Consider the following 23792-nt stretch of genomic DNA (forward strand, 5'->3'; position numbering starts at 1 on the left):
AGCCTTGCGCCATATCGCAAAGACGAACGGCCGCCTTTCGAGCGGCCGTTCGCACGATCAGAAAAACATTCAGCCCGTTCAGGCAATCGCCTTCTTGATAGTGTCTGCCAAATCCGTCTTTTCCCACGAGAAGCCGCCATCGCTGTCGGGCTTGCGGCCGAAGTGACCGTAGGCGGAGGTCCGCGCATAGATCGGCTTGTTGAGGTCAAGATGACCGCGGATGCCACGCGGGGTAAGGTCCATAGACTTCGCCAAGGCCGCCTCGATTGCGGCCTCGTCAACTTTGCCTGTGCCGTGCGTATCAACGTAGATCGACAACGGCTTGGCGACGCCAATAGCGTAGGACAGCTGGATCGTGCAACGATCGGCAATGCCTGCGGCGACGACGTTTTTTGCCAGATAGCGAGCGGCATAAGCCGCTGAGCGGTCCACCTTGGTGGGATCCTTGCCGGAGAATGCGCCACCGCCGTGGGGCGCTGCGCCGCCGTAGGTATCGACGATAATCTTACGGCCCGTGAGCCCGCAGTCGCCGTCGGGGCCACCGATGAAGAACTTGCCGGTCGGATTGATGTGCCAAACGGTGTCCTTGGTAATCCAGCCGTCGGGCAGCGCCTTGCGCACGAACGGCTCGATGATGTCGGCAACCTGCCGCGAGCTCAGGTCTTCCACAACATGCTGATGGGATACGACGATGGCGGCAGCGCCGACCGGCTTGCCATTTTCGTAGCGCATGGTCACTTGGCTCTTGGAATCGGGCCCAAGTTTCGCTGCTTCACCCGACTTGGCTTTGCGAGCCGCAGCAAGATCCTGAAGGATCTTGTGGCTGTAGTAGATGGGCGCGGGCATGAGATCCGGCGTTTCGTTGCAAGCGTAGCCGAACATGATGCCCTGGTCGCCGGCACCTTCTTCTTGGTTGGTCGGCTGCTTGGCGTCGACGCCGGCTGCAATGTCAGCCGACTGGCCGTGCAGCAACACTTCGATGTTGGCGTTCGCCCAATGGAAGCCGTCCTGCTCGTAGCCGATGTCCTTGATGGCGTTGCGGGTCAACTCTTCGATGGCAGCCACTGTCACGCCGCGCGGTCCGCGATATTCGCCCGCGATGATCACTCGGTTGGTCGTGGCCATGGTTTCGCACGCGGCACGGATGATCCAAGGATCGAGCCCCTCCTTGGCGCCCTCGCGATAGAACGCATCAACCACTTCATCGGAGATCCGGTCGCAAACCTTGTCGGGATGCCCCTCGGAAACGGACTCGCTCGTGAAGAGATAGGACTTACGTGCCACAATGGCCCCCGTATATTTCTTGCGTTTGAATTGCGAAACGCCGGACGATTTCGCGGAGAAAAGGAGTGGTTCGCACACCGGCAAGGAAGACTGTGGGTGCGAATTCGCGGGGTTGTTGCAGCCTTTGGAGCCACGGTCAAGCACGAGCCGGACCGAAATCCCGCCAAAACCGGGGCTGCCTGTCACACCCCCGGAGCGAAACTCAGTTCTCTTCACCAGCCAGTGATTTCACCAGATCACATACCGCCTTGCGGACCTTGGGATCGGAAATACGCGAAAAAGCTTTGTTAAGTTCAAGCCCTTCGCGCGTCCCAAGGAAGTCCACGACGTAGCTGTCGCTTGGACGCTCGGCGAAGCCCGGTGCCGACAAACCGGAAACCCCTGTGGGCGCTTCATCATAAAAGAATTGGACCGGCACTCCGAGCACCTTTGCCAGTTCAAATAGGCGGCTGGCGCCTATGCGGTTGACGCCCTTTTCGTACTTTTGAACCTGCTGGAATGTCAGCCCGAGCTGCTCGCCGAGCTTTTCCTGGCTCATGCCGAGCAACATGCGACGCATCCGCACGCGGCCACCAACATGCACATCCATGGGGTTCGCGCGGCGGGAATTGCGCTCTGGCTCTTCAATGTCGTCCAATGCTTCGTCCGCCATTCAAGCCCTGGCCCCTAAATTTCGTCACGTCATCGCCTGCAATTGGTAGGTGCAGAGCACCAATTCGTCAATCGCAGGTCACATAGCAACGGATACTCAAACCACAACCGGCGCTTGAACCGTTGACCTCGCGCTTTTTATGCCTGTCTGGGGCTCCACTTCAATAACAATATGACGAGCAATATCAGCTCCAGCCCAAGCAGCACCCAATCGCGGTACGTGCCATAAACGGTTACCGCGATCGCTTCCGGCAGTCCGGCGTCAATCACGGCTTTCTGGTTAAGGCCGGCATATCCCTTGATCCGGCCCAGAGGACCGATGACCGCCGAGATCCCGTTGTTGGCCGCCCGAATGAGCGGTAGCCCCTCTTCGACGGCCCGCACACGGGCTTGATGGAAGTGCTGGCGCGGGCCCGAAGTATCGCCAAACCAACCATCGTTGGTGACATTGACTAGGAGCTGCGGACGGTGCGCGTCATCGATAACCGCGCCTGGAAACAACACTTCATAGCAGATCAACCCACCGACGGGCGGCAGACCGGGAACGGCAATCGGCTTACGCGGCAGCGATCCCGTGTCGAAAGAGCCCAGGCCGCGCGTCAGCTTTGACAGGCCGATAGCTGACAGGACCGGCTCGAAGGGTAGATACTCGCCAAAGGGAACAAGATGGATCTTGTCATAGGTGGCGACGAGACGGCCCGTATCGTCAAACGCCATGATCGAGTTGTAGCCCTTTTGACCACCTTCAAAAACGTCGCGACGTAAGGCGCCTGCAATCAACGACGTCCCAGGCGGAAGCATCAATCCGATGGCCTGCAACGCTTCTGGATGTTCGAGCGGCAGAAACGGCATCGCGGCTTCCGGCCAGATGACGTGGGTTACGCCTTTGAGATCGTCGCGCACGCCTTGGGTGTTCGTCACCGACATCGCCAGATGCTGCTGGAAGATCTCGCGCTGCTTGTCGGGCTGCCATTTTTCACGCTGAGGAACGCTTGGCTGCACTATGCGCAATTGAATGCCAGCCACATCCCGCGGAGGATTAGATCCTAGCCGCCATGCGCCATAGGCTTGCAATAGCAGGAGAGGAGCCAGTGCAATGACCGCGGCGGTGAGATGCGTTTTAGCGGACGGCTGAGGTGCGTCCGCGGCGATTACGAGCGGCAACGCGAAGATCACAACCGCGGGCACACCCAGCGCATAGACGCCGAAGAGCGCCGCGCTTTGCATGAGAGTGAGAGGATACGTCAGTGCATAGCCCAAAACATCCCAAGGCAATCCCGTTAGCACGTGACCGCGCAGCCATTCGACTGCCGCCATTATTCCAGCAAGCACCAGCACGCGGCTCCAATCGGATCGCCAGAAATACTTGCATAGTGCGATTGCAGCCGACCAGAACAACGCGATACCTGCCGGCAGGAGCGTGACCGCGAACGGCAACAGCCAGGCGAATTTCTCTGCTTCGACGAGGAAAGCCTCGCCGATCCAAAACAGGTTCAACAGGAAGAAACCGAAACCGTACCACCAACCTGCGACCGCAGCGTCGCGTGGGCTGCGCGCGCCATCGATGAGCCACACCAGGACCGGCAACGTCAAAAATAGAATTGGAAATGCGTGAAATGGCGCAAAAGCCAGAACACTGATAGCACCCGTAACGAACGCCAATCCAGCACGGCGCCAACCCGACAGTCTGCGCACGCCGTCACGCAGACGCTGGAATACGGGAACGCCCGCCTCGGTGGCGACTTTCATTCAGATTTGGACGGCGCCGAGCCGCTGGTGCGCGCGGTGGAAGCGGATCGCGGCACGTGGATCTTCAGTTTCTTGACGCGGCGAGGGTCGGCATCCAAGACTTCGAACTCAAGTCCGCTCGCATGGCGGATGAGTTCTCCCCGCGTCGGCACCCTGCCCAGCAGGGTGAACACAAGCCCGCCTAGCGTATCGACATCCTGATCGTCATCCTCGTCCAGGATCTTGATTCCGAGATGCTCTTCGAGCTGCGAGATCGGCGTGCGCGCTGCGGCGATCAAACCCTGTTTGGGGTCGCTGACGATATTGCATTCTTCCGCTTCGTCGTGCTCATCCTCGATGTTGCCGACGATCTGCTCAACCAGATCCTCGATCGTGACGAGACCGTCGGTACCACCGTACTCATCGACGACAAGCGCCATGTGATTACGCGATGACTGCATCTTAATGAGCAGATCGGCCGCCGGCATGGAGGGCGGAACATAGAGCACCTGACGGCGGATCTTTGCTGCCGAAATCGGCCGGCTGAGATCGACACTTCCCAGGTTGAGCAGCGCAAGAGCGTGCGCAGCCGCACCATCTCCGTCGGTCGGCTTATCCGAAGTCGTTGCGCTGCGTCCCTTGGCTTCCGAAACGAGCCAGCCGAACAGGTCTTTGATGTGGACCATGCCGCGCGGATCGTCGAGCGTCTCGCGAAAGACGGGAATGCGCGAAACTCCTGCCTCTATGAAGGTATTGAGCAACTCAGATAGCGGCTCGGTCTCGTCCAGCGCCGTGATGTCGGCGCGAGGAACCATGATGTCGTCAACCCGGCTGGCGCCAAAGCGCAGCAAGCGTGAAAGCATCCCACGTTCCGCGTCGGAAAAGGCAGCGTTCGTGTCCGGTGCTTTCAGCACGCCTTCCAGCGTGTCGCGCAGCGTCTGCGGCCCGGTCAGTCCAAGCTTGCTACGCAAGACCTGTATCCAGCCTCGCTGCTCGTCAGGCAAGGCATCGGATGAACTTTTGTCGTTCGACGTATCACTCATGGGTCTTCGTTCGCATGACGCGGTATCAACTTTTAGCCGTATCGAGAGGCGCAGTGTAGGGGTTTGCGATGCCAAGTCTCGCTAGAATGCGAATTTCCAGTGCTTCCATGCGTTCAGCATCGACTTCCGTCTCATGGTCAAAGCCCATCAGATGCAGGATGCCGTGCACAACCAAGTGCTGGAAATGATGCTCGGGCGCAATGCCTTCATCCGACGCCTCGCGCTGCAAAGTCTCGCAAGCGATGATGATATCGCCGAGATTTCCAGCCTCAGCACCGCTCCCAGCCGGAAACGATAGCACGTTGGTCGGCTTAGGCTTGCCGCGAAACTGTCCATTCAAGGCGCTGACATTGTCATCGTCGGACAAAACGAGTGTGAAACTTGCCGGCTGGGGCGCGATGTCGTCCGCCTCCACCTGCGATGCCGCCGCCTCAACCAGGGCGGTCGCGTCCTTCAGGAAAGACCAATCCCCCGCGTCCTCGACAACATCGGCGGTCAGCCTGGGGCGTCTTCTAGCACGTCCTTCGGACATTGGCCTTCTCAGACCGCCTTATCGTAAGCGGCGACGATCTTGGCGACCAGATCTCGGCGCACGATGTCGGCTCCGGTGAAACGGATGGCAGAAATATCGTCCACACCATCGAGCAACGAAACCGCCTCCTCCAATCCAGACCTCATGCCGGGTGGCAAATCGATCTGTGTCGGATCGCCCGTCACGACCATCTTGGAACCTTCTCCAAGGCGGGTGAGGAACATCTTCATCTGCATCGAGGTGGTATTCTGCGCCTCATCGAGAATGACGAATGCATTGGCCAGGGTGCGGCCGCGCATGAATGCCAACGGCGCAATCTCGATCACGCCGGTTTCCAGATCGCGTTCGACCTTTTCCGGCGGCAAAACGTCATAAAGCGCATCGTAAAGCGGACGCAGATAGGGATCGACCTTCTCGCGCATGTCGCCGGGCAAGAAACCCAGACGCTCGCCCGCCTCGACAGCGGGACGGGAAAGAATGATGCGTTCCACAACACCGCGCTCAAGACAGTGCGCTGCAAAAGCAACCGCGAGGTACGTTTTGCCGGTGCCCGCAGGGCCAATGCCGAACACGAGATCGTGCTTCTCGACGGCACGGATGTAATTGCTCTGCATGGGTGTGCGGGCCTTCACCACGCGCCGACGAGTCGCGATCTGGGCCTGACCATCGGCGCTTGGCTCTTCGGACCGCGCGTGGCGGATCAATCCGTCGAAGTCACCCGCGCCGATGCTTTCGCCTTTGGCGATGCGTGCGTAGAGCTTTTCCAGCACATCGCGGGCAAGCGTACACGCGGCGGCGGGGCCGGTGAGAATCACGACGTTGCCATGGGCATGAGCATTGATGCCGAGCCGGTCTTCGATCAAGGCCAGGTGGCTGTCGTACTCGCCAAGGAGGCGGGTCAGATGGCGGTTGTCCTCAAAGGGGACGACGATCCGGGCGCCCTGCGCCTCGGTCTTGCCCTCGCGACGCGAGGCTGAAGCGGGAAGCCCGCGAAAACCTGCCAAGTCCGGTATCTCCTTCAACGGCCAATCGGATCAGCTTACGACCACCGCAGGGACGGGAAGCGAATCGCAATCACGCCCGCGTTGCAGAACGAATTTAGTGCGCTCAGGTTGCCACGGGAAGTGTGGCGGGAGCAACAAACGCGGTAAACCGCGATTATGCCGCTGCAATGACACCCGACAGCGTCAGTTGACTGGCCGAACGCACAGCAACCGGCTTTATTTGCCCGATAAGCTCGGGGGCGGCGTCCGCGTGAACGAGTTGGAGATAGGGTGAGCGCCCCACGATCTGGCCCTCATGACGCCCCTTACGCTCAAAAAGCACGGGCAGAACGTGCCCTACCAGGGCGGCATTGAAGGCTGCCTGCTGGGACTCAAGCAGGTCCTGAAGGCGGGCCAGACGCTCCGTCTTGACCGATTCCGGCACTTGATCCTCTGCGCTGGCCGCCGGAGTTCCGGGCCGGGCTGAATACTTGAAAGAAAAGGCCTGTGCGAAACCGACTGTGCGGACCAGATCGAGCGTGCATTCAAAGTCGGCGTCAGTCTCGCCCGGGAAGCCGACGATAAAATCGCTCGACATCGCAATATCGGGCCGGGCTGCGCGAATGCGCTCGACCAGCCGCAGATATTCCTCTGCCGTGTGCTTGCGGTTCATTGCTGCCAGGATTGCATCCGAACCCGACTGCACCGGCAAATGCAGGAACGGCATGAGCTTTTGATTGTTGCCATGCGCCGCGATGAGGTCATCGCTCATATCCCGGGGATGGCTTGTCGTGTAGCGTAGCCGGTCCAGCCCATCGATCTCACTTAAGATATCGAGAAGTCCGGCGAGACCCACCGGACGGTCGTTCGCGCCTTCGCCGTGATACGCGTTGACGTTTTGTCCCAAAAGCGTGAGCTCGCGCACGCCCGACTGAACGAGCTTTCGGGCTTCCTTCTCGATATCTCCCACCGGTCTCGAAACCTCGATGCCGCGCGTATAGGGCACAACGCAGAAGGTGCAGAACTTGTCGCAACCTTCCTGAACGGTCAGAAACGCGCTTGGGTTTCTTTGCGCAGCGCGCTCGGGAAGCGCCTTGAACTTATCTTCTTCGGGAAACTCCGTTTCGACGATGCGGGATTCCCCGCGCGTGACGCGGCCGATAAGGGCGGGCAAGCGATGATAACTCTGCGGGCCGATCACGAGATCGACGGCGGGTTGGCGGGTGGTGATTTCCACGCCTTCCGCTTGCGCGACACAACCGGCCACGGCGATGACCGTCTGCTTGCCGTCGACACGCCGCTGCTCCTTGAGTTGTCTCAGCCGCCCGAGTTCCGAATAGACCTTTTCGGCGGCCTTTTCGCGGATGTGGCAGGTGTTGAGGATGACGAGATCGGCACTGTCGACGTTTTCGGTGACGCCGTAACCCTCGCGCGCCAACGCCTCCATCATTCGCTCGCTGTCGTAGACATTCATCTGGCAACCGAACGTCTTGATATACACCGCCTTGGGCTGCTGCCCTGCCGTGTCCTGGCTGGCGGCTGAAGACTTCGTGCTTGCCGTGATGTCGAGATCAGATGTGATGCCCATGCGCTTCGGGCTCCGTTGCAAATGACGTGATAGCTTGGGCGGCTGCGATAGCACACAAGATGGGGGTCATGTCCATTTTTCGCCCTCAACTGCGCCCGTAGGCCGAACTTTCCGGTCCTCTGGCCGTGGCTCCACGGGCTTAAGCGCTTCTTCGGGCTTGCGATCACGCAGGATCCGGTGGACGGCTTCGCGAACGGTGCGCTCGCTCGAAATCGCCAATGTCTTACGGTCGGCGAAATCGCTCAATGGCACCGGCGGCGACACATCGATCGTAACGGCCAAGGGGCCGCCGCCCAAAAGCGCCCAGGCATGCGACTGCATCTCCATATCGCCGTACCAGCCGACACGGGGTCGGTCGGCCCGTCCCAACGGCAAGCCATGCAAATGCGTGTAGACAATCGCCAACGTCTGCACCATCGGCGGGGCATCGTTGACCAACCCGGGCGCCGCCGACTGCTTTTCCTCTTCCGTCCTTGACGGCTTCACAGCGGCAAACAGCGACGTCTTGAATGGCAACACGCGGTTTCCATCACTAGACGTGCCTTCGGCGAACAGCACGATCGCATCGCCCGTCTTCAACCTGTCCATGATTTCCTGTGCTGTTTGACCTGCCGCGTGTCGGCGCGTGCGATCGACGAAAACGGTGCGCTGAAGACGCGCCAGCGAAGAGACAAATGGCCAGTTGCCCACCTCTTTCTTGGCGACGAACGACACCGGGGCCACCGCCGACAAGACCGGGATGTCGAGCCATGACGTATGATTGGATACGAGCAGGACAGGAGAGTCGCGCACTACCGCACCGTTGATCGTCAGCTTGATGCCGAGCACGCGACAGACTTGGCGATGATACCAATGAGGAAAGCGGCGCGCTGCCTTTGGCGACATCTTCAACAAGAGTGCCTGAACCGGCATCAACGGCACGGTCAGCGTCATGAAGGCTGCAAGAACGCAGGATGCGCGAAGCCTGCTGAATTCCGGCTGTGCCGGGATCCGTATCTGCTGTACCGGTATGCTTGCGCTTTCCTCGCTCATGATCTGCCCGCCGCGTCAGCCGTCGCCTGCGGCCTTCTTCTTGGGGAGCGGAATGCCGTAGAGCTCGAGTCTATGGCCAACAAGTGTGAAGCCAAGCTCACGGGCGACGCGCTCCTGAAGGGCCTCGATCTCTTCGTTTGAGAATTCGATAACGCGGCCCGTTTCCACATCGACGAGATGATCATGGTGACGGCGCGAGGCCTCTTCGTATCTGCCACGGCTGTGTCCGCCTTGACCGAAATCGTGCCGCTCCAAAATCCCTTTCTCGGCAAACAACTTCAGTGTCCGATAGACGGTCGAGAGCGAAATTCTGGAATCGACAGCGCTGGCGCGGCGATGGACCTCCTCCACGTCGGGATGATCGCGCGCCTCGCTCAAAACGCGCGCGATGATGCGGCGCTGGCCGGTCATTCTCAGGCCCTGCTCGCTGCATCGCGCCTCTATGCGCGTCGGACATTCTTGGCGCGTTGCAGACATGACGGTTTGAGTATCGGACCTGTTGGGCGTTCAAGGTGTGTGCGCTCATCCGACTTATAGGCATAGGCCGCCGATGGCGTCCACCATATGAGGAGACGACGCCCGCGGCTGGACGCATTAGTGTCTGAAAACAACCGACCGATCGGTTAGAGCGCGAGCACAAGCGTCAGCGCATCGACGGCGCCCTTTGGGCGATGATAATAGCCCTTGCGACGTCCGGCCTCCTGAAAGCCAAGCCTCAAATAGAGCGCGCGTGCGGCCACGTTGTCATCCGCCACTTCAAGAAAAATCCTCTTGGCCTCGCCCCTTTTTGATGCTCGCGCCAAGCCCTGAAGCAGCAGAGTGCCCAAGCCCGCACGCTGCCAATCCGGCGCGACTCCGATGGAAAGGATCTCAGCCTCGTCGGCTGCCAATTGCGCAATCACGAAACCCTTAACCGTCTTTGGATCGCCTGTGACTGCGATAAGGGATGTGGAAGCCGGATGCTCCAGCAGCGACTTTATCGAGTTTTCATTCCAGGCTTCTTCGAAAACCTTTGCGTGCAACTCAGCCACCTCTCCCGACCGCTCGGGCGCTGCCCATAGCAGCGAGACGTGCTTTACGTTGCGGAAAGGAGTGACATTCGACGTCATGCCAGAAGTCCTATGCGATGACCGCATTGATTTGCGGTTTGGCATCGGGCGGACGCAAATAAACTGCCTGAACGCTGTTAAAATGCCTCATATGGATGGCGCGGAAAAGTACGTCCACGGAATCAGGCAAAAGGTGTGGCTCAATAGCCCTAATGCTCCTGCCCGTTGCATTCGCTGCCTTGGCGAGTGCTTCCGCGCCTGAGCCCGCAGCCAGGACGTCGCGCTCTGGAAGCTGCTGCACCGCCTCATCAATTGCGAGAGCAGCTGCTGGAGCGCGCGAGGCCAAAGTGCGTGGATCGAACCGTTCGATATACACCTCGCCGCGTCGCGCATCGGTGGCAATCACAAGTTCACTCGCGCCGATCACATGAAGGGACGGATTCATCGCCATTAGATGCAGCGTCGAGACCGGCACTATGGGCGTATTTGCGACGAGCGCCAGGGCGCGAGCCGCGGCGGTGGCAATCCGCGTGCCGGTAAACGTCCCAGGCCCTCGCGTAACGGCAATTCGATCAAGATCGAGGACCGACATCCCGGTTGCCGAAAGCGCTTCAGAAATCATGGGCACGAGACGCTCCGCCTGCCCGCTCGACATTGGTTCATGGAATGCAGCGATCGAAGGGGAAAGACTGAGCAGGCCGCGGCCAGCGGCGACCGAGCACGCATCGAAGCAGGTATCGAAGGCAAGAACGTTCATAATGCCTGGACTTTTAAACTATGCTCGCCATCTCGTCGAAGCTAAAGCGCGGGCTGCGCGGGCGTAGCGCAGATGCATCGCCGTAGCCAAGATTGCAAAGGAAATTCGATCTTACTTCAGTGCCGGCAAAAAAAGCCGCGTCCACGCCAGCGTTGTCGAAACCTGACATCGGTCCGCAATCGAGACCCAACGCGCGCGCAGCGACGATGAGATAGGCACCCTGCAAGGAAGAATTCCTGAAAGCCGTCTCGCGGATCTTATCCTCGTTTCCGGCAAACCATGAGCGCGCGTCGGTATGGGGAAACAACTTCGGCAAGTGATCGTAGAAGCGCAAATCCTGGCCAATGATCGCCGTAACTGGCGCCGCCATTGTCTTGTCGCGGTTACCTTCGCTCAAATGGGGTTTCAGGCGCTCTTTGGCGTCGCGGGACTTGACGAATACGATGCGTGCAGGCGAGCAGTTCGCGCTGGTGGGACCAAGCTTGAGTACGTCGATGAGCTGGTGGAGCAATTCATCCGGGACGTCACGTTCGAGCCACTTGGAGTGGGTGCGCGCATCCAGAAAAATCGGGCCAAGCGCGGAAGCATCGATGGCATCACGTTTGAGCGTGGGCGTGGCGGTCATCTCGATTGGTCTCCTGTGGTCGGGAAAGATGGACCTCAAGTCCAACGTGCAAAACCCCGCGAGGCATCGCGGGGTTTCATATCTGCTAGGATATTCTTATCTTAAGCGCCCTTAACCTGCTCAAGAACGTCAGCAAACCTACCCCGGCTATACGGCCTGGACCGATTGCACATCCGGGCAGAAATGCTTGAGCAGGTTTTCGATGCCGTGCCGCAACGTAGCCGTGGAGCTGGGGCAGCCGGCGCACGCTCCGCGCATATGCAAATAGACAACTCCGTCACGGAAGCCGGAGAACGTGATGTCTCCGCCATCCTGGGCGACGGCCGGACGCACACGGGTCTCGATCAGCTCTTTGATGGTCGCAACGGTGTCCTCGTCGTCAGGATCATACGAGCCCTCGCCCGCATCGTTTGCGCCTTCATCGTCGGAGGCAGGCGCCCCCGACATGTAGTGTTCCATGATGGCGCCAAGCACGACGGGCTTTAGATGCTGCCAGTCGATATCACCCTTGGTGACAGAGATGAAGTCGGAGCCCAAGAAGACACCCTTGACGCCATCGATGTCGAACAGCCGCGCCGCGAGCGGCGACTTTCCAGCCTCGTCCCGAGAACGAAAATCGGCGGTACCGGAGTCCAGCACCGATTTGCCGGGCATGAACTTCAACGTAGCTGGATTAGGGGTCGCTTCGGTCTGAATAAACATGGCAGCAAGCCTCAATTACCGGACACGGCTCCGCAGACGCACCGGTCACACCAGCCATCCGCGCCACCGTTAGAATTGTTCTAAGATATATGCCGATGCGCTCCGTTTGTCGAGGACGGACGACCTAAAATCAAGCCAAAGCCTTGATTTCATCAAGAGAAAGTTTGCCCGGAACGATCGTGATGGGGATCGCGAACCCACCTGCAACCTTGCCGGCAGCCAGCGAAGACACCAGCGGCCCCGGCCCCTTGGCGTCGGTCGCGGCGCCCAACACGAGAATCGCGACGTCTTCATCCTCGCTGATCTGCTGGACGATGGCCTCAGCAGGCGTGCCCTCGCGAATGATCTCCTCGGAGGGGACGTCTTCAAAGCCCGCCAGGTTGAGTTTGCGGCGGAACAGACGGAACAACGCCTTGGCCTTTGTGGTCTCTTCCTCAAGCTGCTTCTGGCGCACGCCAACCCAGTGCTGATATTCACCGGGCTCGATTACGTAGAGCATAGCGATACAGCCCGAGGAGCGCTGCACGCGCGAGGCTGTGTAGTAAAGCGCGCTCTCGACTTCCTGGCTCTCGTCCACGACGAGTAGAAACTTGCGCGTGTGGCCAGCCTCGAAGGAACGCCTTGGCTTCATGTCTGTCACGCTGCCGCCCCTTCCTTATCGATGCTCTTGGACAATCCCAGTATCCGCGGCTGTCACGAGCGGACGAACCCGACGATGTCCTTGACCTGATCCATGATCGGTTTGGCGATGGCACGCGCTCGCGCCGCCCCGTCGGCCAGGACCTTATCAATCGCCGCGGGGTCTGCCATCAGCCTTTTCGCCTCGCCGCCGATGGCCCCCATCTTCTCGGTGGCGACCTCCGCAAGCGCCTTCTTGAAGCTGGAGAACTGCTGGCCGCCAAAATCCTTCAACACCGCGTCCACGGACTGATCGGCCATGGCCGCATAGATGCCCACAAGATTTTCCGCCTCGGGTCGACCGGCGAAGCCCTCCTTGTCGGTGGGAATGGGCTCCGGATCAGTCTTCGCCTTCTGGATCTTCTTGGCGATGACATCGGCGTCATCGGTGAGGTTGATGCGCGACAGGTCAGAAGGATCGGACTTCGACATCTTCTTGGTACCGTCCCGCAGGCTCATGACGCGGGTCGCCGGCCCCGTGATGACTGGATCGGGCTGGGGAAAGAAAATGCCATCGGCAAAGCCCGCAGCGATGATCTGCTTTGAGAAGTCGTTATTGAACTTCTGAGCGATGTCACGCGCCAGTTCCAAGTGCTGCTTTTGATCCTCGCCCACGGGCACGTGCGTTGCCCGATATGCGAGAATGTCGGCAGCCATCAGATTTGGGTAGGCATACAGCCCAACAGAGGCGCGCTCCTTGTCCTTGCCCGCCTTTTCCTTGAACTGCGTCATACGGTCGAGCCAGCCCAGCCGCGCGATACAATTGAAGATCCAAGCGAGCTCGGCGTGCTCGGACACCTGCGACTGGTTGAAGAGGATGCTCTTCTTCGGATCCAGTCCGGCAGCCATGTAAGCGGCGGTGACGAGACGGATCGAGTTGCGCAGCTCCTCCGGATCCTGCCAGACCGTGATGGCGTGCAGATCAACGACGCAGTAAATGCACTCGTGCGTGTCCTGCATCTTGATCCAGTTGACCATGGCGCCAAGGTAGTTGCCCAGATGCAAGCTGCCGGTCGGCTGCATGCCCGAGAAGACGCGCGGAGTGATCTTCATTTCGTCCACCAGTTATTGGAATTCCGGCGCGGGTTATGGCCCGCCCAGACGGGTGTGGCAAGCTCTAGCGATTATTGGCCGGCGCGGCGGCGAAACCTTTGTAACTGGGCCGGCGATAAGGCGCCCGTGATCAGGATCATCACCCCGAAGGTCAACAGACCTACGACGACCAGGAGCCCGAGTGCGCCGCTTTGCACTAAAAAGCCCTGCTCGCGAGCCAGATAGGGCTCAAAAACGAACAATCCCGCATAGAGCGCACCTGCCATCGTTGCGCTTGAAAGAAGGATCAAAGGAATATTGCGCTTGAAGCGCCGGTCGATCTCGAATTCGCCGCGCTTGCTCAGCGTCGACCAGAGCAGCCAGGCATTGAGCCAACCACCGAAAGAGGTGGCAATCGCAATGCCAAGCTCCGGCGCCCAGCCGATGTTTCGGAACACAAAAAACAGTGCAATCGACCCAAGCGTGTTCGCGATCAGGCTGATGGTCGCATACTGCATGGGCGTCTTGGTGTCTTCACGGGCGAAGTATGCGGGTGAAAAGACCTTGATCATGACAAAGGCCGGAAGCCCGATGGCAAACAGAGCCAGCACGGCGGCCGTCGAAGCGGAATCGCTTGCGACAAAAGCCCCACGCTCGAACAACACGCGCACGATCTGTGACGGCATAACCGCAATCGCCACCGCCGCGGGGACTGTCAACATCATGGCAAATTCAAGCGAGCGGTTCTGGCTGTCCATCACCGAGGCATGATCGCCCGAGCGCAAGCTGCGAGCGATGTCGGGCAACAAAACGACGCCGACAGCAATACCGACAATTGCCAGAGGAAGCTCATAGATCCGGTCGGCATAATAAAGGTGCGAAACAGCGCCCGGCTGCATCGATGCTATCACGGTGCCAATTGCAATGTTGAGCTGGGTGACGCCGCCCGAGATGATGCCAGGTACGCCCAACTCCCAAAGCCGCCGTAGATCGGGTGTCCACCGCGGCCATCGGAGTTTCAGCGATAAACCGTTACGGCTCATCCCCCACATGAGTAGCAAAAGCTGCAAAATACCGGCTGCAAACACGCCCCAGGCCTGAATAACGCCGGCTTCGGGCTCCGCTTTGTATCCCCACCAGATCGACAACAACGTTGCCACCATCATCGAAAAATTGAGCACGATGGAAACGGAGGAGGATTCTGCGAATTTGCCGACCGAATTCAGCGCGCCGGACATGAGCGCGACTAGCGACATACACAACAGATACGGCATCGTGATGCGCGTGAGCAGGACCGCAAGCTCGTACTTTTCCGGCTGAACGTCGAAGCCAGGCGCCAATGCGTACATAAGCACCGGCATGGCGATCTCGGCAACGATGGTCAAAATCAGGAGAACGAAGACGAGTCCGCTCATCGCCTCTTCGGCGAATTGCCGGGCTGCCTCTTTGCCCTCGCCTTCGAGCTTCTTGGCAAAGATCGGCACGAAGGCCGAGTTGAATGCACCTTCGCCGAACAGACGGCGAAACAGGTTCGGGAACCGGAACGCGACGACGAAAGCGTCCGCCACCCAACCCGATCCCAGCGTCGCGGCGATAAGAATATCGCGCACGAACCCCAGGACCCGGCTCAGAAGCGTCAGGCCGCCAACCGTTACGAAGGAGCGATAGAGTTTCATGGACCAGCGAGGTAACGGGGTTCGCAACCACTAGCAAGGCCCAGAAGCAGTGATGCCAACAGGCCGCAACATCAGCCCCCGCCTTTTGTTGCCGCTATCCGTCCGAAACGGCCTCGCCGGCAAATCAAAGACAAAGCTTACAGGTTGGTGCAGAGGTCTTCTTTGAGTCTGTCCAAGCTCGGATCGACAAATTTCTCCTCGGGTTTCGACTTTCCGTACAAAGGCGCAAGGCTCCAATACCGCCCGTCACCTTCGATCGGATCGGTGGGGTAGGGCTTTTCATTGAATTTTCCCTTGGTGCCCGCAAGCGCCGTGCGGCGCTCGGGCGTTGCGCGCCGGACTGCAGAGCGCCCGGACTGTCCCTGCTTGAGAATATGCACGATGTCCTCAAGCACGGATGCATCATTAATGAACGCCGCATGATAGCTGCCGCACATGTTGCCAAACATGTAGCGATGCTCCGGCTCTCGGGTGATGTCGATGACATCAACACCGTTGCTGCGCATGGGGGTGCCATTCTGAATGTAGCCCGCTCGCGGCACATTCCCGCGCAACAGGCTCGAAAGCGCCAAGACACCGTCGTTGCCCGATGCGTACACGGTGATCCGGTCAGCGAAATACGTAAAGGGCTGCACTTTCTGCGCGAACACGATAGAGGAAACATCGGGTGCCGCGAAGACGATCTGGCCGAGACGGAAGCGGTCATAACGACCGTCCTTCGACAGTCGCCGATCCAGCATCGGGCGCAATCCATCCAGCGTTCTCAGCAGTATCTGGGAACCCATGGAGTGGGCGACAATGTCGAGCCCGACCAGATCGCCGCTCGATGCGATCGCCTTCAGGAAAGCGGACAAGTGCACTTCGGATTGTTCCGCCAAATCCATATCCGGCGCATAGTTGAGCACCCTCTGCGTAGAGGGCCAACTGAACATGTAGATCTGTCCGTAATAGTCGGATGAGGCTGCGATATTGGCGACGTGGCGTACCGCATCTTCAAAGCCATTGTTGTAGCCGTGAATATAGAGGAGCGCGCGTTCGTATCCGCTCACCTCGTCGCTGCGAAACACCAAACGCTTGGGTTGAGAAAAATCGATCGGCGGCTCAAACGGCGTAAACTTCACCGCCTTCACCGGCTTGTCCTGGATGCGCTGCTCAAACAAACTCTTGATGCCGGAGCCATAGGCCCCGACGGCTTCCGAGGATCCGGGACTGCGAACCTGAACCTCCAGGCAGCCCAGGTGTAAGCGGGTGGAGTCCAGCTCCGAAGAAAACATCGCCGACAAGTCGTAGGGTTCGGCAACGGGTGTCTTGAACGTCGGCTGACGATCCGTCGCGTAAAGAATGCGCACGGTCTTTACTGCACCCATTTCGCTTGTCTCCACGCCTGCGCAGGACTGACGGGAAATGGGCTTGTAACTGTCCGTCTCGTTATGGCGCGAAGCAATCAGATTACGCAGGATGCGGATGACAGCGCGCCAGTTCTCCTCCGGCGTGACCGTGCTGCCGCTCGCCGCAGCACTGGCTTGCTCAGATTTGTCGACCACCAGAATAGTGGGGACACTCAGACCGGCCGGTGGCTCCAAGGCGACCCGAAGACCATAGCCTTGCACCTTCCCCTTGATCTCGCGTGCGCCGAAGGCCACGTACTCGCGCCCTGTGCGATCCTTATTCAACGCAGACGCCTCGATCTTGAAACTATCTCCTGCAAGCTCAAGCGCGTCGAACTGGACGTCTTTGCGCCGCTCCATGAGCAACGTCGCGAGAGAGACCGGCGTTTCCGCGCGCAAAGTGTAGTTGATCTGATCAACTCTGATCTTGTTGTCGGCTGAAGAATACGTCGTCCACGATCCATCTGAATCGTTTGGATCGTCCGGGTCGGCGTCGTGTTGCTCTCTGACGAGACCTAGCGGGAGGTACACAGGCATCTTCGCCTTGGCGTTCATCCGCTCTTCGAAGCGGGCGAAGGCATCAATCTCTTTCTCGCTCGCATCAAGCTGCGAGATCTCATCTTGGGACAGCATGCCGACAATCTGAGAGCCCGTTGCCACCCGAAAATTCACAACGGCCGCGCGCAACTTGTCGAGCGCGGCGTTGCCGACTTCCGCTTTCAATGCACCCGACGCGATGAGTTTGCGCTGATTGGGCGGATCGGTGAGCCACGCCTTGAGCTGCTCACGCTGTTGGCGCACGGCGTCGGGATCATCCAAAAGTTTGCGCTCGGCGTCCGTCGGAGAAGCTCCGGTGTTGGGCGAGGCAAGCCAGCGACGCAATCGACGCAGCGCCTGCCTTTCGGAATCTGTTTCATGGGAGCGCAAGGCGCCCGCCGCTTCGAGCTTCCTGGAAATGGATTTGGATGAGGCCTTGGAAGCGGATACACCATCTTGGGTCGATGTCTCTTGCGCCCAAGAACGCGATCCGCACAAAATAAGGCATAGTCCGGCAATCAATAGAGTACGCACGCCACCCCCCAACACTTCGTAAGCCTGCCAGAAATGACTAGCACGAAGGCGGAGAATTTTGAACCTGGCAAGTCCTGCTAAAAATCGCGGCAATGCTCCGCGTTTAGATTAGAGAAGCGCTTAGCGAACTAAGCTTCCGATTTTTCCTCAACATCCTGGTCCGCAAGAACCTTCACCAGGTGATCGCGTATCGATTGCTGACGTGCCTCACTTACGATTTTCTTTCCCGTCAAATCTGTCACATAGAAGACGTCAACCGCCTTCTCACCGAATGTGGTGATGTGTGCGGAGGCGATGTCGAGAGATAGATCCGACAGGCTTGCCGTCAGATCATAGAGCAAACCGGGCCTGTCGCGGCCGGCAACTTCAATAACGGTCAGACGTTCCGAAAGAGCGTTGTTGATCAGCACTTCCGGTTCGACCGTGAAGGCCTCGACAGCGCGCGCGTTCGGCCGCCTTTTGCGCAGGAGGCTCGCCAGCCTTTCCTTGCCCAGCAAGAGCCGGTCAATGGTTTCGCCTATACGCTTGCCCCGCCGGATCTCATCCTCGTCATGCTCGAACTCGCGATTGAGCAAGAATGTGTCGAGCGCAAAACCATCACGTGTCGTGGTGATCATGGCGCCGGCAATGTTTGCTCCAGCGGTTGCGCATGCGCCAGCAAACAGCGCCAGCAAACGTGCGTGGTTCGGTGCAAAGAACGTCAGCTCGGTTATTGCCGTGAAGGCGTCGGTTTTCACCCGGGTTGCCAATTTCTTGCCCGCCATTTCAGCACCGAGCAGAAGCTCGGCGTGCTCGATCTGAGTGGCGATGTCGGTCTTGAGCCAATAGTTAGGATAGTGCCGCTCGACAAAGCGTTCCACATCTTGAGGCGGCCATTTGAACAGCGCCGACCTCAGCGCAGCCTGAGCCTCCTTAATGCGTTCTTTGCGCTGGACCTGTGTATGGCCGCCCGCCACAAGCGGCTCGGTTTCATGATAGAGCGTGCGTAACAGCTGACCTTTCCAGCCATTCCAAACGCCGGGACCAACCGCGCGGATGTCGGCCACAGTGAGCAGGAATAACAGTTTCAGGCGCTCTGGACTTTGAACACGCGCTGCGAAATCCTGCGCCGTTTTAGGATCAGAGATGTCGCGCGACTGCGCGACGTTGCTCATCGTGAGGTGTTCTTCTATCAACCACGCAACGAGATCGGTCTCGCTCGGGGACAGGCCAAAACGCGGACACAGTTTGCGCGCGATTCTGGCGCCGACGATCGAATGATCTTCCTTCCGCCCCTTGCCGATGTCGTGCAGAAAAGCTGCCACGAACAAGGCCCGGCGATTCTTGATGGTCTTGATCAGGCGCGTAGAGAGCGGCAGCTCGGCGGCCATCTCCCCCTTCTCGACGTCTATCAAATTTCCAACCGTGCGCAGCAGATGCTCGTCCACCGTATAGTGGTGATACATATTGAATTGCATCATCGCCACGACGCGACCAAACTCCGGCACAAAGCGGCCGAGAACGCCCGCCTCATTCATGCGCCGCAAGGTCGCTTCCGGATTACCCTTGGAGGTCAGCAGATCAATGAAAATCCGGTTTGCCTCCGGATCGTTGCGTAGCTTGGTATTGATGAGGCGCAGCGAGTGCCTGAGCAAGCGCACCGCATTCGGATGCAGAAATCCGCCCGCCGTCTCGGCGTGAGCAAAAAATCGGATGAGGTTGACGGGATCGCGCTTGAAAACGTCCGGGTCGGCCACGTTCAGGCGATCGTTGTCGGCACGAAAATCCGTCTTCTGGCGCAATTCGCGCCGACCGGCCCATCCTAGCGGCTTTAGGAAGCGGCTGAGACTCGGCGCCGTCTTGAGCTGCTGCATTTCCAGTGCGCCGCACAGGATCGTCGAAAGATCACCGACCTCTTTTGCGATGAGGAAGTAGTGCTTCATGAAGCGTTCGACGGCGCGAAGACCGCCATGCGCGTTATATCCGAGCATCTTAGCCAGCGGCGCCTGGTACTCGAACGTCAGGACCTCCTCGGCGCGACCGCGCATGAAGTGCAAAAAGCAGCGGACCGTCCAAAGGAAGTCCTCGCAGCGTCGAAACGTGAGCGCTTCCTCGGGCGTGAAGATGCCGGCCTCGACTGCCGCGTGTCCAACCTCTTGTCCAAAAATGTATTTCGAGAGCCAATGCAGCGTGTGCAAATCCCGCAAGCCGCCTTTGCCGTCTTTGACGTTAGGTTCCACCTTGTAGCGACTTTCGCCAGAACGCCTCAGACGTTCGTCGCGCTCGGACATTTTCGCATCGATGAATTGCCGCGCTGTACCGGCCACGACTTCAGAACGGAAGCGGTCTTCCAGCTCTGCAAACAGCTGAGCGTCACCATGTATGAGGCGAGCATCGAGCAACGCTGTGCGAATCGTCATATCCGATATCGACAGCTTGATGCACTGATCTATGGTTCGCGTCGCGTGCCCGACCTTAAATCCCAGGTCCCACAGAATATAGAGCATGTATTCCGCAACGCTCTCGCCCCATGGGGTCTGTTTGTAGGGAAGCAGGAACAGCAGATCGATATCGGAGCCAGGCGCAAGTAATCCTCGTCCATACCCTCCTGTCGCGACGATGGACATCCGCTCAGCATCGGAAGGGTTGGTGGCACGATAAACGTGAGCCACAGCGTAATCGTAAATCAAACGAATAAGCTCGTCCTGAAAATATGAAAGCGCTGCCGCACATGCGCGGCCATTGCAGGACTTTTCCAGATTGAACCGCGCCGATTCCCGCCCGACCGCGACAAGCTCCTTAAGCCGCTCGAGCACGACCGGCCGGGCATCTGCCGGATTGCGCGCATCGTGATAAATCTTGGTCAGCTCCTGGCGGAGCGCGACGGGATCGAAATACGGCGGTGTCTTTTGCATCTCTTCAGGTCTATTTGGTCTTGTTGGACACCGCTAGGGCTTTCAACTCATAGAGCTTTTCTAGCGCCGCCTTGGGAGATAACTCGTCAGGACGGATGTCCTCCAGCGCCTTATCGACCGCTGATGGCCCCGCCGAGGGCTGGAAACTTTTGGGTCGCGCGGCCGCGAACAGTGGAAGCTCTTCTAACGCCCCCTGTCCCGCGCCGTTCGACCGCTGATTGCCCTTTTCCAGAACGTCCAACACTTCGCGCGCTCTTACAATAACCTCTTGAGGCAATCCGGCGAGTTTTGCGACCTGAATGCCATAAGAACGGTCCGCCGCTCCTGCCTTAACCTTGTGCAGGAAGACGATCTCGTCGTGCCATTCTGCCACGTCGATGGTGACATTGGCGATGTTGGACATGCGCCGGGCCAGGACCGTGAGCTCGTGATAATGCGTGGCAAACAGTGAGCGCGCCCGCACATGGGTCGAGAGGAATTCGACAGTTGCCCACGCAATCGACAATCCGTCGAACGTTGCGGTTCCGCGGCCAATCTCGTCCAGAATAACGAGCGAGCGAGCGGACGCTTGATTGAGGATCGCTGCCGTCTCCACCATCTCCACCATGAAAGTCGAGCGGCCCCGGGCCAAATCGTCGGATGCGCCAACGCGCGAAAACAGTCGATCCACCACACCGATATGCGCAGAGCGCGCCGGGACGAAAGAGCCCATCTGAGCAAGAACGGCGATCAAGGCATTCTGTCTGAGAAAAGTGGACTTGCCCGCCATGTTCGGGCCGGTCACGAGCCAGATGCGGGCTTCTGGCAACTCGTCGAACCCCGGTGGCGCCGATGGCGCAGCCGCACGACCAAGGACACAGTCGTTCTCGATAAACGCTCCAGACTGGGCCTTTGAAAGCGCTTGCTCCACGACAGGATGCCGTCCGCCGCGAATATCGAAACTCTCCGAATTGTCGACTATGGGTCGAACGTAGTTCTGTTCCAGTGCAAGCACCGAAAGCCCCGAATAGACGTCCATTTCCGCGAGGGCCGCAGCAATTTGCGAAAGCGGATGCTCAAGCTTGGAAATGGCGGCCTGAAGTTCTGCGAAAATATCCTGCTCAAGATTGAGGGCGCGTTCGCTGGCCGAAGCAATTTGGCCTTCGATTTCGACAAGCTCCGTCGTGCTGAAGCGAACAGCATTGGCCATGGTCTGGCGATGACGAAAAATCTCGTTCAGCGGCACCGACAACAAGGGCTTGGCATTGAGCTGGGTGACTTCAATGAAGAAGCCGAGAATATTGTTGTGCCGGACCTTCAGCGTCTTGACACCGGTATCCTCGATATAACGCGCTTCGAGCCCCGCCATCACGAGGCGGCTATCGTCACGTAACGCGCGTGCCTTGTCGAGATCGGCGCTATAGCCTGCCCTGATGAAGCCGCCATCGCGTTTGAGGTGCGGCAGGTCCTCGCCAAGCGCTGCCGAGAGCGATATCGCCAGCGTATCTGCTTCGGGAACTTCAAGATGCGCAACGATGTGCGCCAAGGCAACAGGCAGGCCAAGAGCGTTGGCCGCTGCTTTCAACTCCTTCGCGCATGACGATGCCGCCGCCAGGCCATCGCGGATAGCACCTAGATCGCGCGGCCCTCCGCGATTGAAGGCCAGACGCGAAAGCGCGCGGGCAATGTCGGGAGCGGCGCGCAATGCAGCCCGCAATGTATCAATCAGCCGCTGCCGCTCTTGCAGGAAACTGACAGCATCAAGCCGAGAGTCGATCTCCGATGGATCGTTGAGAGGAGACGAGACGCGCGCCTGTAACTCGCGGGCGCCGGGCGCCGTCACCGTGCGATCGATTGCGGCAAGCAGGCTCGTCGCCTTTTCGCCAGACGACGATTTGACCAGCTCAAGGCTGGTGCGGCTTGCAGCGTCAATCGCCATGACGCGGGCAAGACCCGACTTGCGCGGCGCGCGCAGCAACGGCTTGCGCCCCATCTGCGTCAGATCGATGTACTTCAGTAGAGCGCCGGCAGCGGCGAGTTCGGTGCGCGAAAAGCTGCCGTAGGCAGCCAGCTCGCGCACGCCAAGAGAAGCTTTGAGGTCGCGCTCACCTGCCGCGCTATCGAAATATTGCGCAGGCAAGGGCGTCTCTTTTCCCCCTGCGATCTCGACCCATTTCATCAATCCCTGGTCGGCCAGCAGCACGTCGGAAACCAAAACCTCGGTCGGAGACAGTCGCACCAGCTCGCCTGGAAAATCACTCGCCGAGATCTCGCCAATCTCACATTCGCCAGTCGAAATATCGAGAGAGGCGAGCGCAAATGTTCCGTCACTGTCGCGTGCATTGGCCGAGGGCGGGGCCTTGAAAATGGCCGTAAGATAGTTTCGCGCCTTAGCATCAAGCAGAGCTTCCTCTGTGAGCGTGCCAGGTGTGACCAGTCGCACGACGTCGCGTTTCACGACCGCCTTGGAACCACGCTTTCGTGCTTCCGCCGGGTCTTCGAGTTGCTCACACACGGCGACGCGAAAGTGCTGGCGGATGAGTTTCTGGAGATATTCATCTGCACGATGGATCGGAACACCACACATCGGGATGTCCTGCCCATGGTGCTTACCGCGCTTGGTCAGCACGATGCCCAGGGCTTGCGAGGCGGCTACGGCATCCTCAAAGAAGAGCTCATAGAAGTCGCCCATCCGGTACCACAACAGGCAGTCCGGGTTGGCCGCTTTGATTTCGAGAAACTGCGCCATGGAAGGCGTTACGTCGCCCGAGGCGCCTTCAGCAGCCGGTCGTATCGGCTGTGTCGTCCGACCCTGCGAACCGTCGCTGCCCGGCAGATCGTCGCAGGCTTCGTTCGCCCCCGAATCTCCCTTTGATGTGCGCTGCTTTGCCATGGCGCTCCGGCGATAACCCTGTTGCAATCAGACAGTCAGACTTGGCGGTGGCGGCCTTGCGGGGCAAGTCCCGCGATACTACGAAAGCGTGGCCCTTGCATAGGTTGTGCAGTCGGGCGGCGCAACCTAGTGTGCCAACCGATTTCACTGCCAATTTTGGCCGAAAGGCCATGTCTGGCGGATTTCCCGCAGACACACCACCCAGAC

Annotated in this window: 19 protein-coding genes; all 19 read right to left on the bottom strand. The window is 59.1% G+C overall.

Annotated elements, in window-relative coordinates; genetic code table 11:
* Positions 1 to 78: 78 nt before the first annotated feature.
* The 19 genes from metK to mutS all read right to left on the bottom strand — a co-directional run bounded on the left by metK (position 79) and on the right by mutS (position 23585).
* Complete coding sequence (gene metK / locus R3D51_02870) at positions 79 to 1284, bottom strand: methionine adenosyltransferase (protein ID MEZ5898415.1); 1206 nt, start codon at positions 1282 to 1284, stop codon at positions 79 to 81.
* 202 nt (positions 1285 to 1486) lie between these two features.
* A complete protein-coding gene (locus R3D51_02875; GenBank protein MEZ5898416.1) occupies positions 1487 to 1936 on the bottom strand; it encodes a helix-turn-helix transcriptional regulator in 450 nt (149 codons plus the stop codon).
* Positions 1937 to 2073: 137 nt separating this feature from the next.
* Positions 2074 to 3684, bottom strand: coding sequence for an apolipoprotein N-acyltransferase (gene lnt, locus R3D51_02880; protein MEZ5898417.1), 1611 nt, complete (start codon positions 3682 to 3684; stop codon positions 2074 to 2076).
* Complete coding sequence (locus R3D51_02885) at positions 3681 to 4706, bottom strand: hemolysin family protein (protein MEZ5898418.1); 1026 nt, start codon at positions 4704 to 4706, stop codon at positions 3681 to 3683. The genes lnt and R3D51_02885 overlap by 4 nt, the downstream gene beginning before the upstream one ends.
* A 25-nt stretch (positions 4707 to 4731) precedes the next feature.
* Positions 4732 to 5238: an rRNA maturation RNase YbeY gene (gene ybeY, locus R3D51_02890; GenBank protein MEZ5898419.1), complete on the bottom strand. Its 507-nt coding sequence runs from the start codon at positions 5236 to 5238 to the stop codon at positions 4732 to 4734.
* An 8-nt stretch (positions 5239 to 5246) separates the two neighbouring features.
* Positions 5247 to 6242, bottom strand: a complete 996-nt coding sequence (locus R3D51_02895) for a PhoH family protein (protein ID MEZ5898420.1) — start codon at positions 6240 to 6242, stop codon at positions 5247 to 5249.
* Between the two features lie 154 nt (positions 6243 to 6396).
* Positions 6397 to 7809 (bottom strand): tRNA (N6-isopentenyl adenosine(37)-C2)-methylthiotransferase MiaB, encoded by a 1413-nt coding sequence (gene miaB / locus R3D51_02900; GenBank protein MEZ5898421.1) that lies wholly within the window; start codon positions 7807 to 7809, stop codon positions 6397 to 6399.
* A gap of 66 nt (positions 7810 to 7875) precedes the next feature.
* Positions 7876 to 8841, bottom strand: a complete 966-nt coding sequence (locus R3D51_02905; protein ID MEZ5898422.1) for a lysophospholipid acyltransferase family protein — start codon at positions 8839 to 8841, stop codon at positions 7876 to 7878.
* Between the two features lie 15 nt (positions 8842 to 8856).
* Positions 8857 to 9318 carry a Fur family transcriptional regulator gene (locus R3D51_02910; GenBank protein MEZ5898423.1) on the bottom strand — a complete coding sequence of 154 codons (462 nt, stop codon included), beginning with the start codon at positions 9316 to 9318 and terminating at the stop codon, positions 8857 to 8859.
* A 146-nt stretch (positions 9319 to 9464) separates the two neighbouring features.
* Positions 9465 to 9950: a ribosomal protein S18-alanine N-acetyltransferase gene (gene rimI, locus R3D51_02915; GenBank protein ID MEZ5898424.1), complete on the bottom strand. Its 486-nt coding sequence runs from the start codon at positions 9948 to 9950 to the stop codon at positions 9465 to 9467.
* A 10-nt stretch (positions 9951 to 9960) separates the two neighbouring features.
* Positions 9961 to 10647 (bottom strand): tRNA (adenosine(37)-N6)-threonylcarbamoyltransferase complex dimerization subunit type 1 TsaB, encoded by a 687-nt coding sequence (gene tsaB / locus R3D51_02920; protein ID MEZ5898425.1) that lies wholly within the window; start codon positions 10645 to 10647, stop codon positions 9961 to 9963.
* A 13-nt stretch (positions 10648 to 10660) separates the two neighbouring features.
* Complete coding sequence (locus R3D51_02925) at positions 10661 to 11272, bottom strand: malonic semialdehyde reductase (protein MEZ5898426.1); 612 nt, start codon at positions 11270 to 11272, stop codon at positions 10661 to 10663.
* A gap of 147 nt (positions 11273 to 11419) precedes the next feature.
* Entirely contained in the window at positions 11420 to 11974 is a 555-nt protein-coding gene (locus tag R3D51_02930) for a NifU family protein (protein MEZ5898427.1), read from the bottom strand.
* 130 nt (positions 11975 to 12104) lie between these two features.
* Positions 12105 to 12605: a universal stress protein gene (locus R3D51_02935; protein ID MEZ5898428.1), complete on the bottom strand. Its 501-nt coding sequence runs from the start codon at positions 12603 to 12605 to the stop codon at positions 12105 to 12107.
* A 62-nt stretch (positions 12606 to 12667) separates the two neighbouring features.
* Positions 12668 to 13705 carry a tryptophan--tRNA ligase gene (trpS, locus tag R3D51_02940; protein MEZ5898429.1) on the bottom strand — a complete coding sequence of 346 codons (1038 nt, stop codon included), beginning with the start codon at positions 13703 to 13705 and terminating at the stop codon, positions 12668 to 12670.
* A gap of 71 nt (positions 13706 to 13776) precedes the next feature.
* On the bottom strand, positions 13777 to 15360 hold the full coding sequence (murJ, locus tag R3D51_02945) for a murein biosynthesis integral membrane protein MurJ (protein ID MEZ5898430.1): 1584 nt from the start codon (positions 15358 to 15360) through the stop codon (positions 13777 to 13779).
* Between the two features lie 137 nt (positions 15361 to 15497).
* Positions 15498 to 17819, bottom strand: a complete 2322-nt coding sequence (locus R3D51_02950) for an alpha/beta hydrolase (protein MEZ5898431.1) — start codon at positions 17817 to 17819, stop codon at positions 15498 to 15500.
* A 128-nt stretch (positions 17820 to 17947) separates the two neighbouring features.
* Positions 17948 to 20713, bottom strand: coding sequence for a [protein-PII] uridylyltransferase (locus tag R3D51_02955; protein MEZ5898432.1), 2766 nt, complete (start codon positions 20711 to 20713; stop codon positions 17948 to 17950).
* 10 nt (positions 20714 to 20723) lie between these two features.
* Complete coding sequence (gene mutS / locus R3D51_02960) at positions 20724 to 23585, bottom strand: DNA mismatch repair protein MutS (GenBank protein MEZ5898433.1); 2862 nt, start codon at positions 23583 to 23585, stop codon at positions 20724 to 20726.
* Positions 23586 to 23792: the final 207 nt, after the last annotated feature.

The organism is Hyphomicrobiaceae bacterium (assembly GCA_041397645.1).
GTDB lineage: Bacteria > Pseudomonadota > Alphaproteobacteria > Rhizobiales > Hyphomicrobiaceae > Hyphomicrobium_B.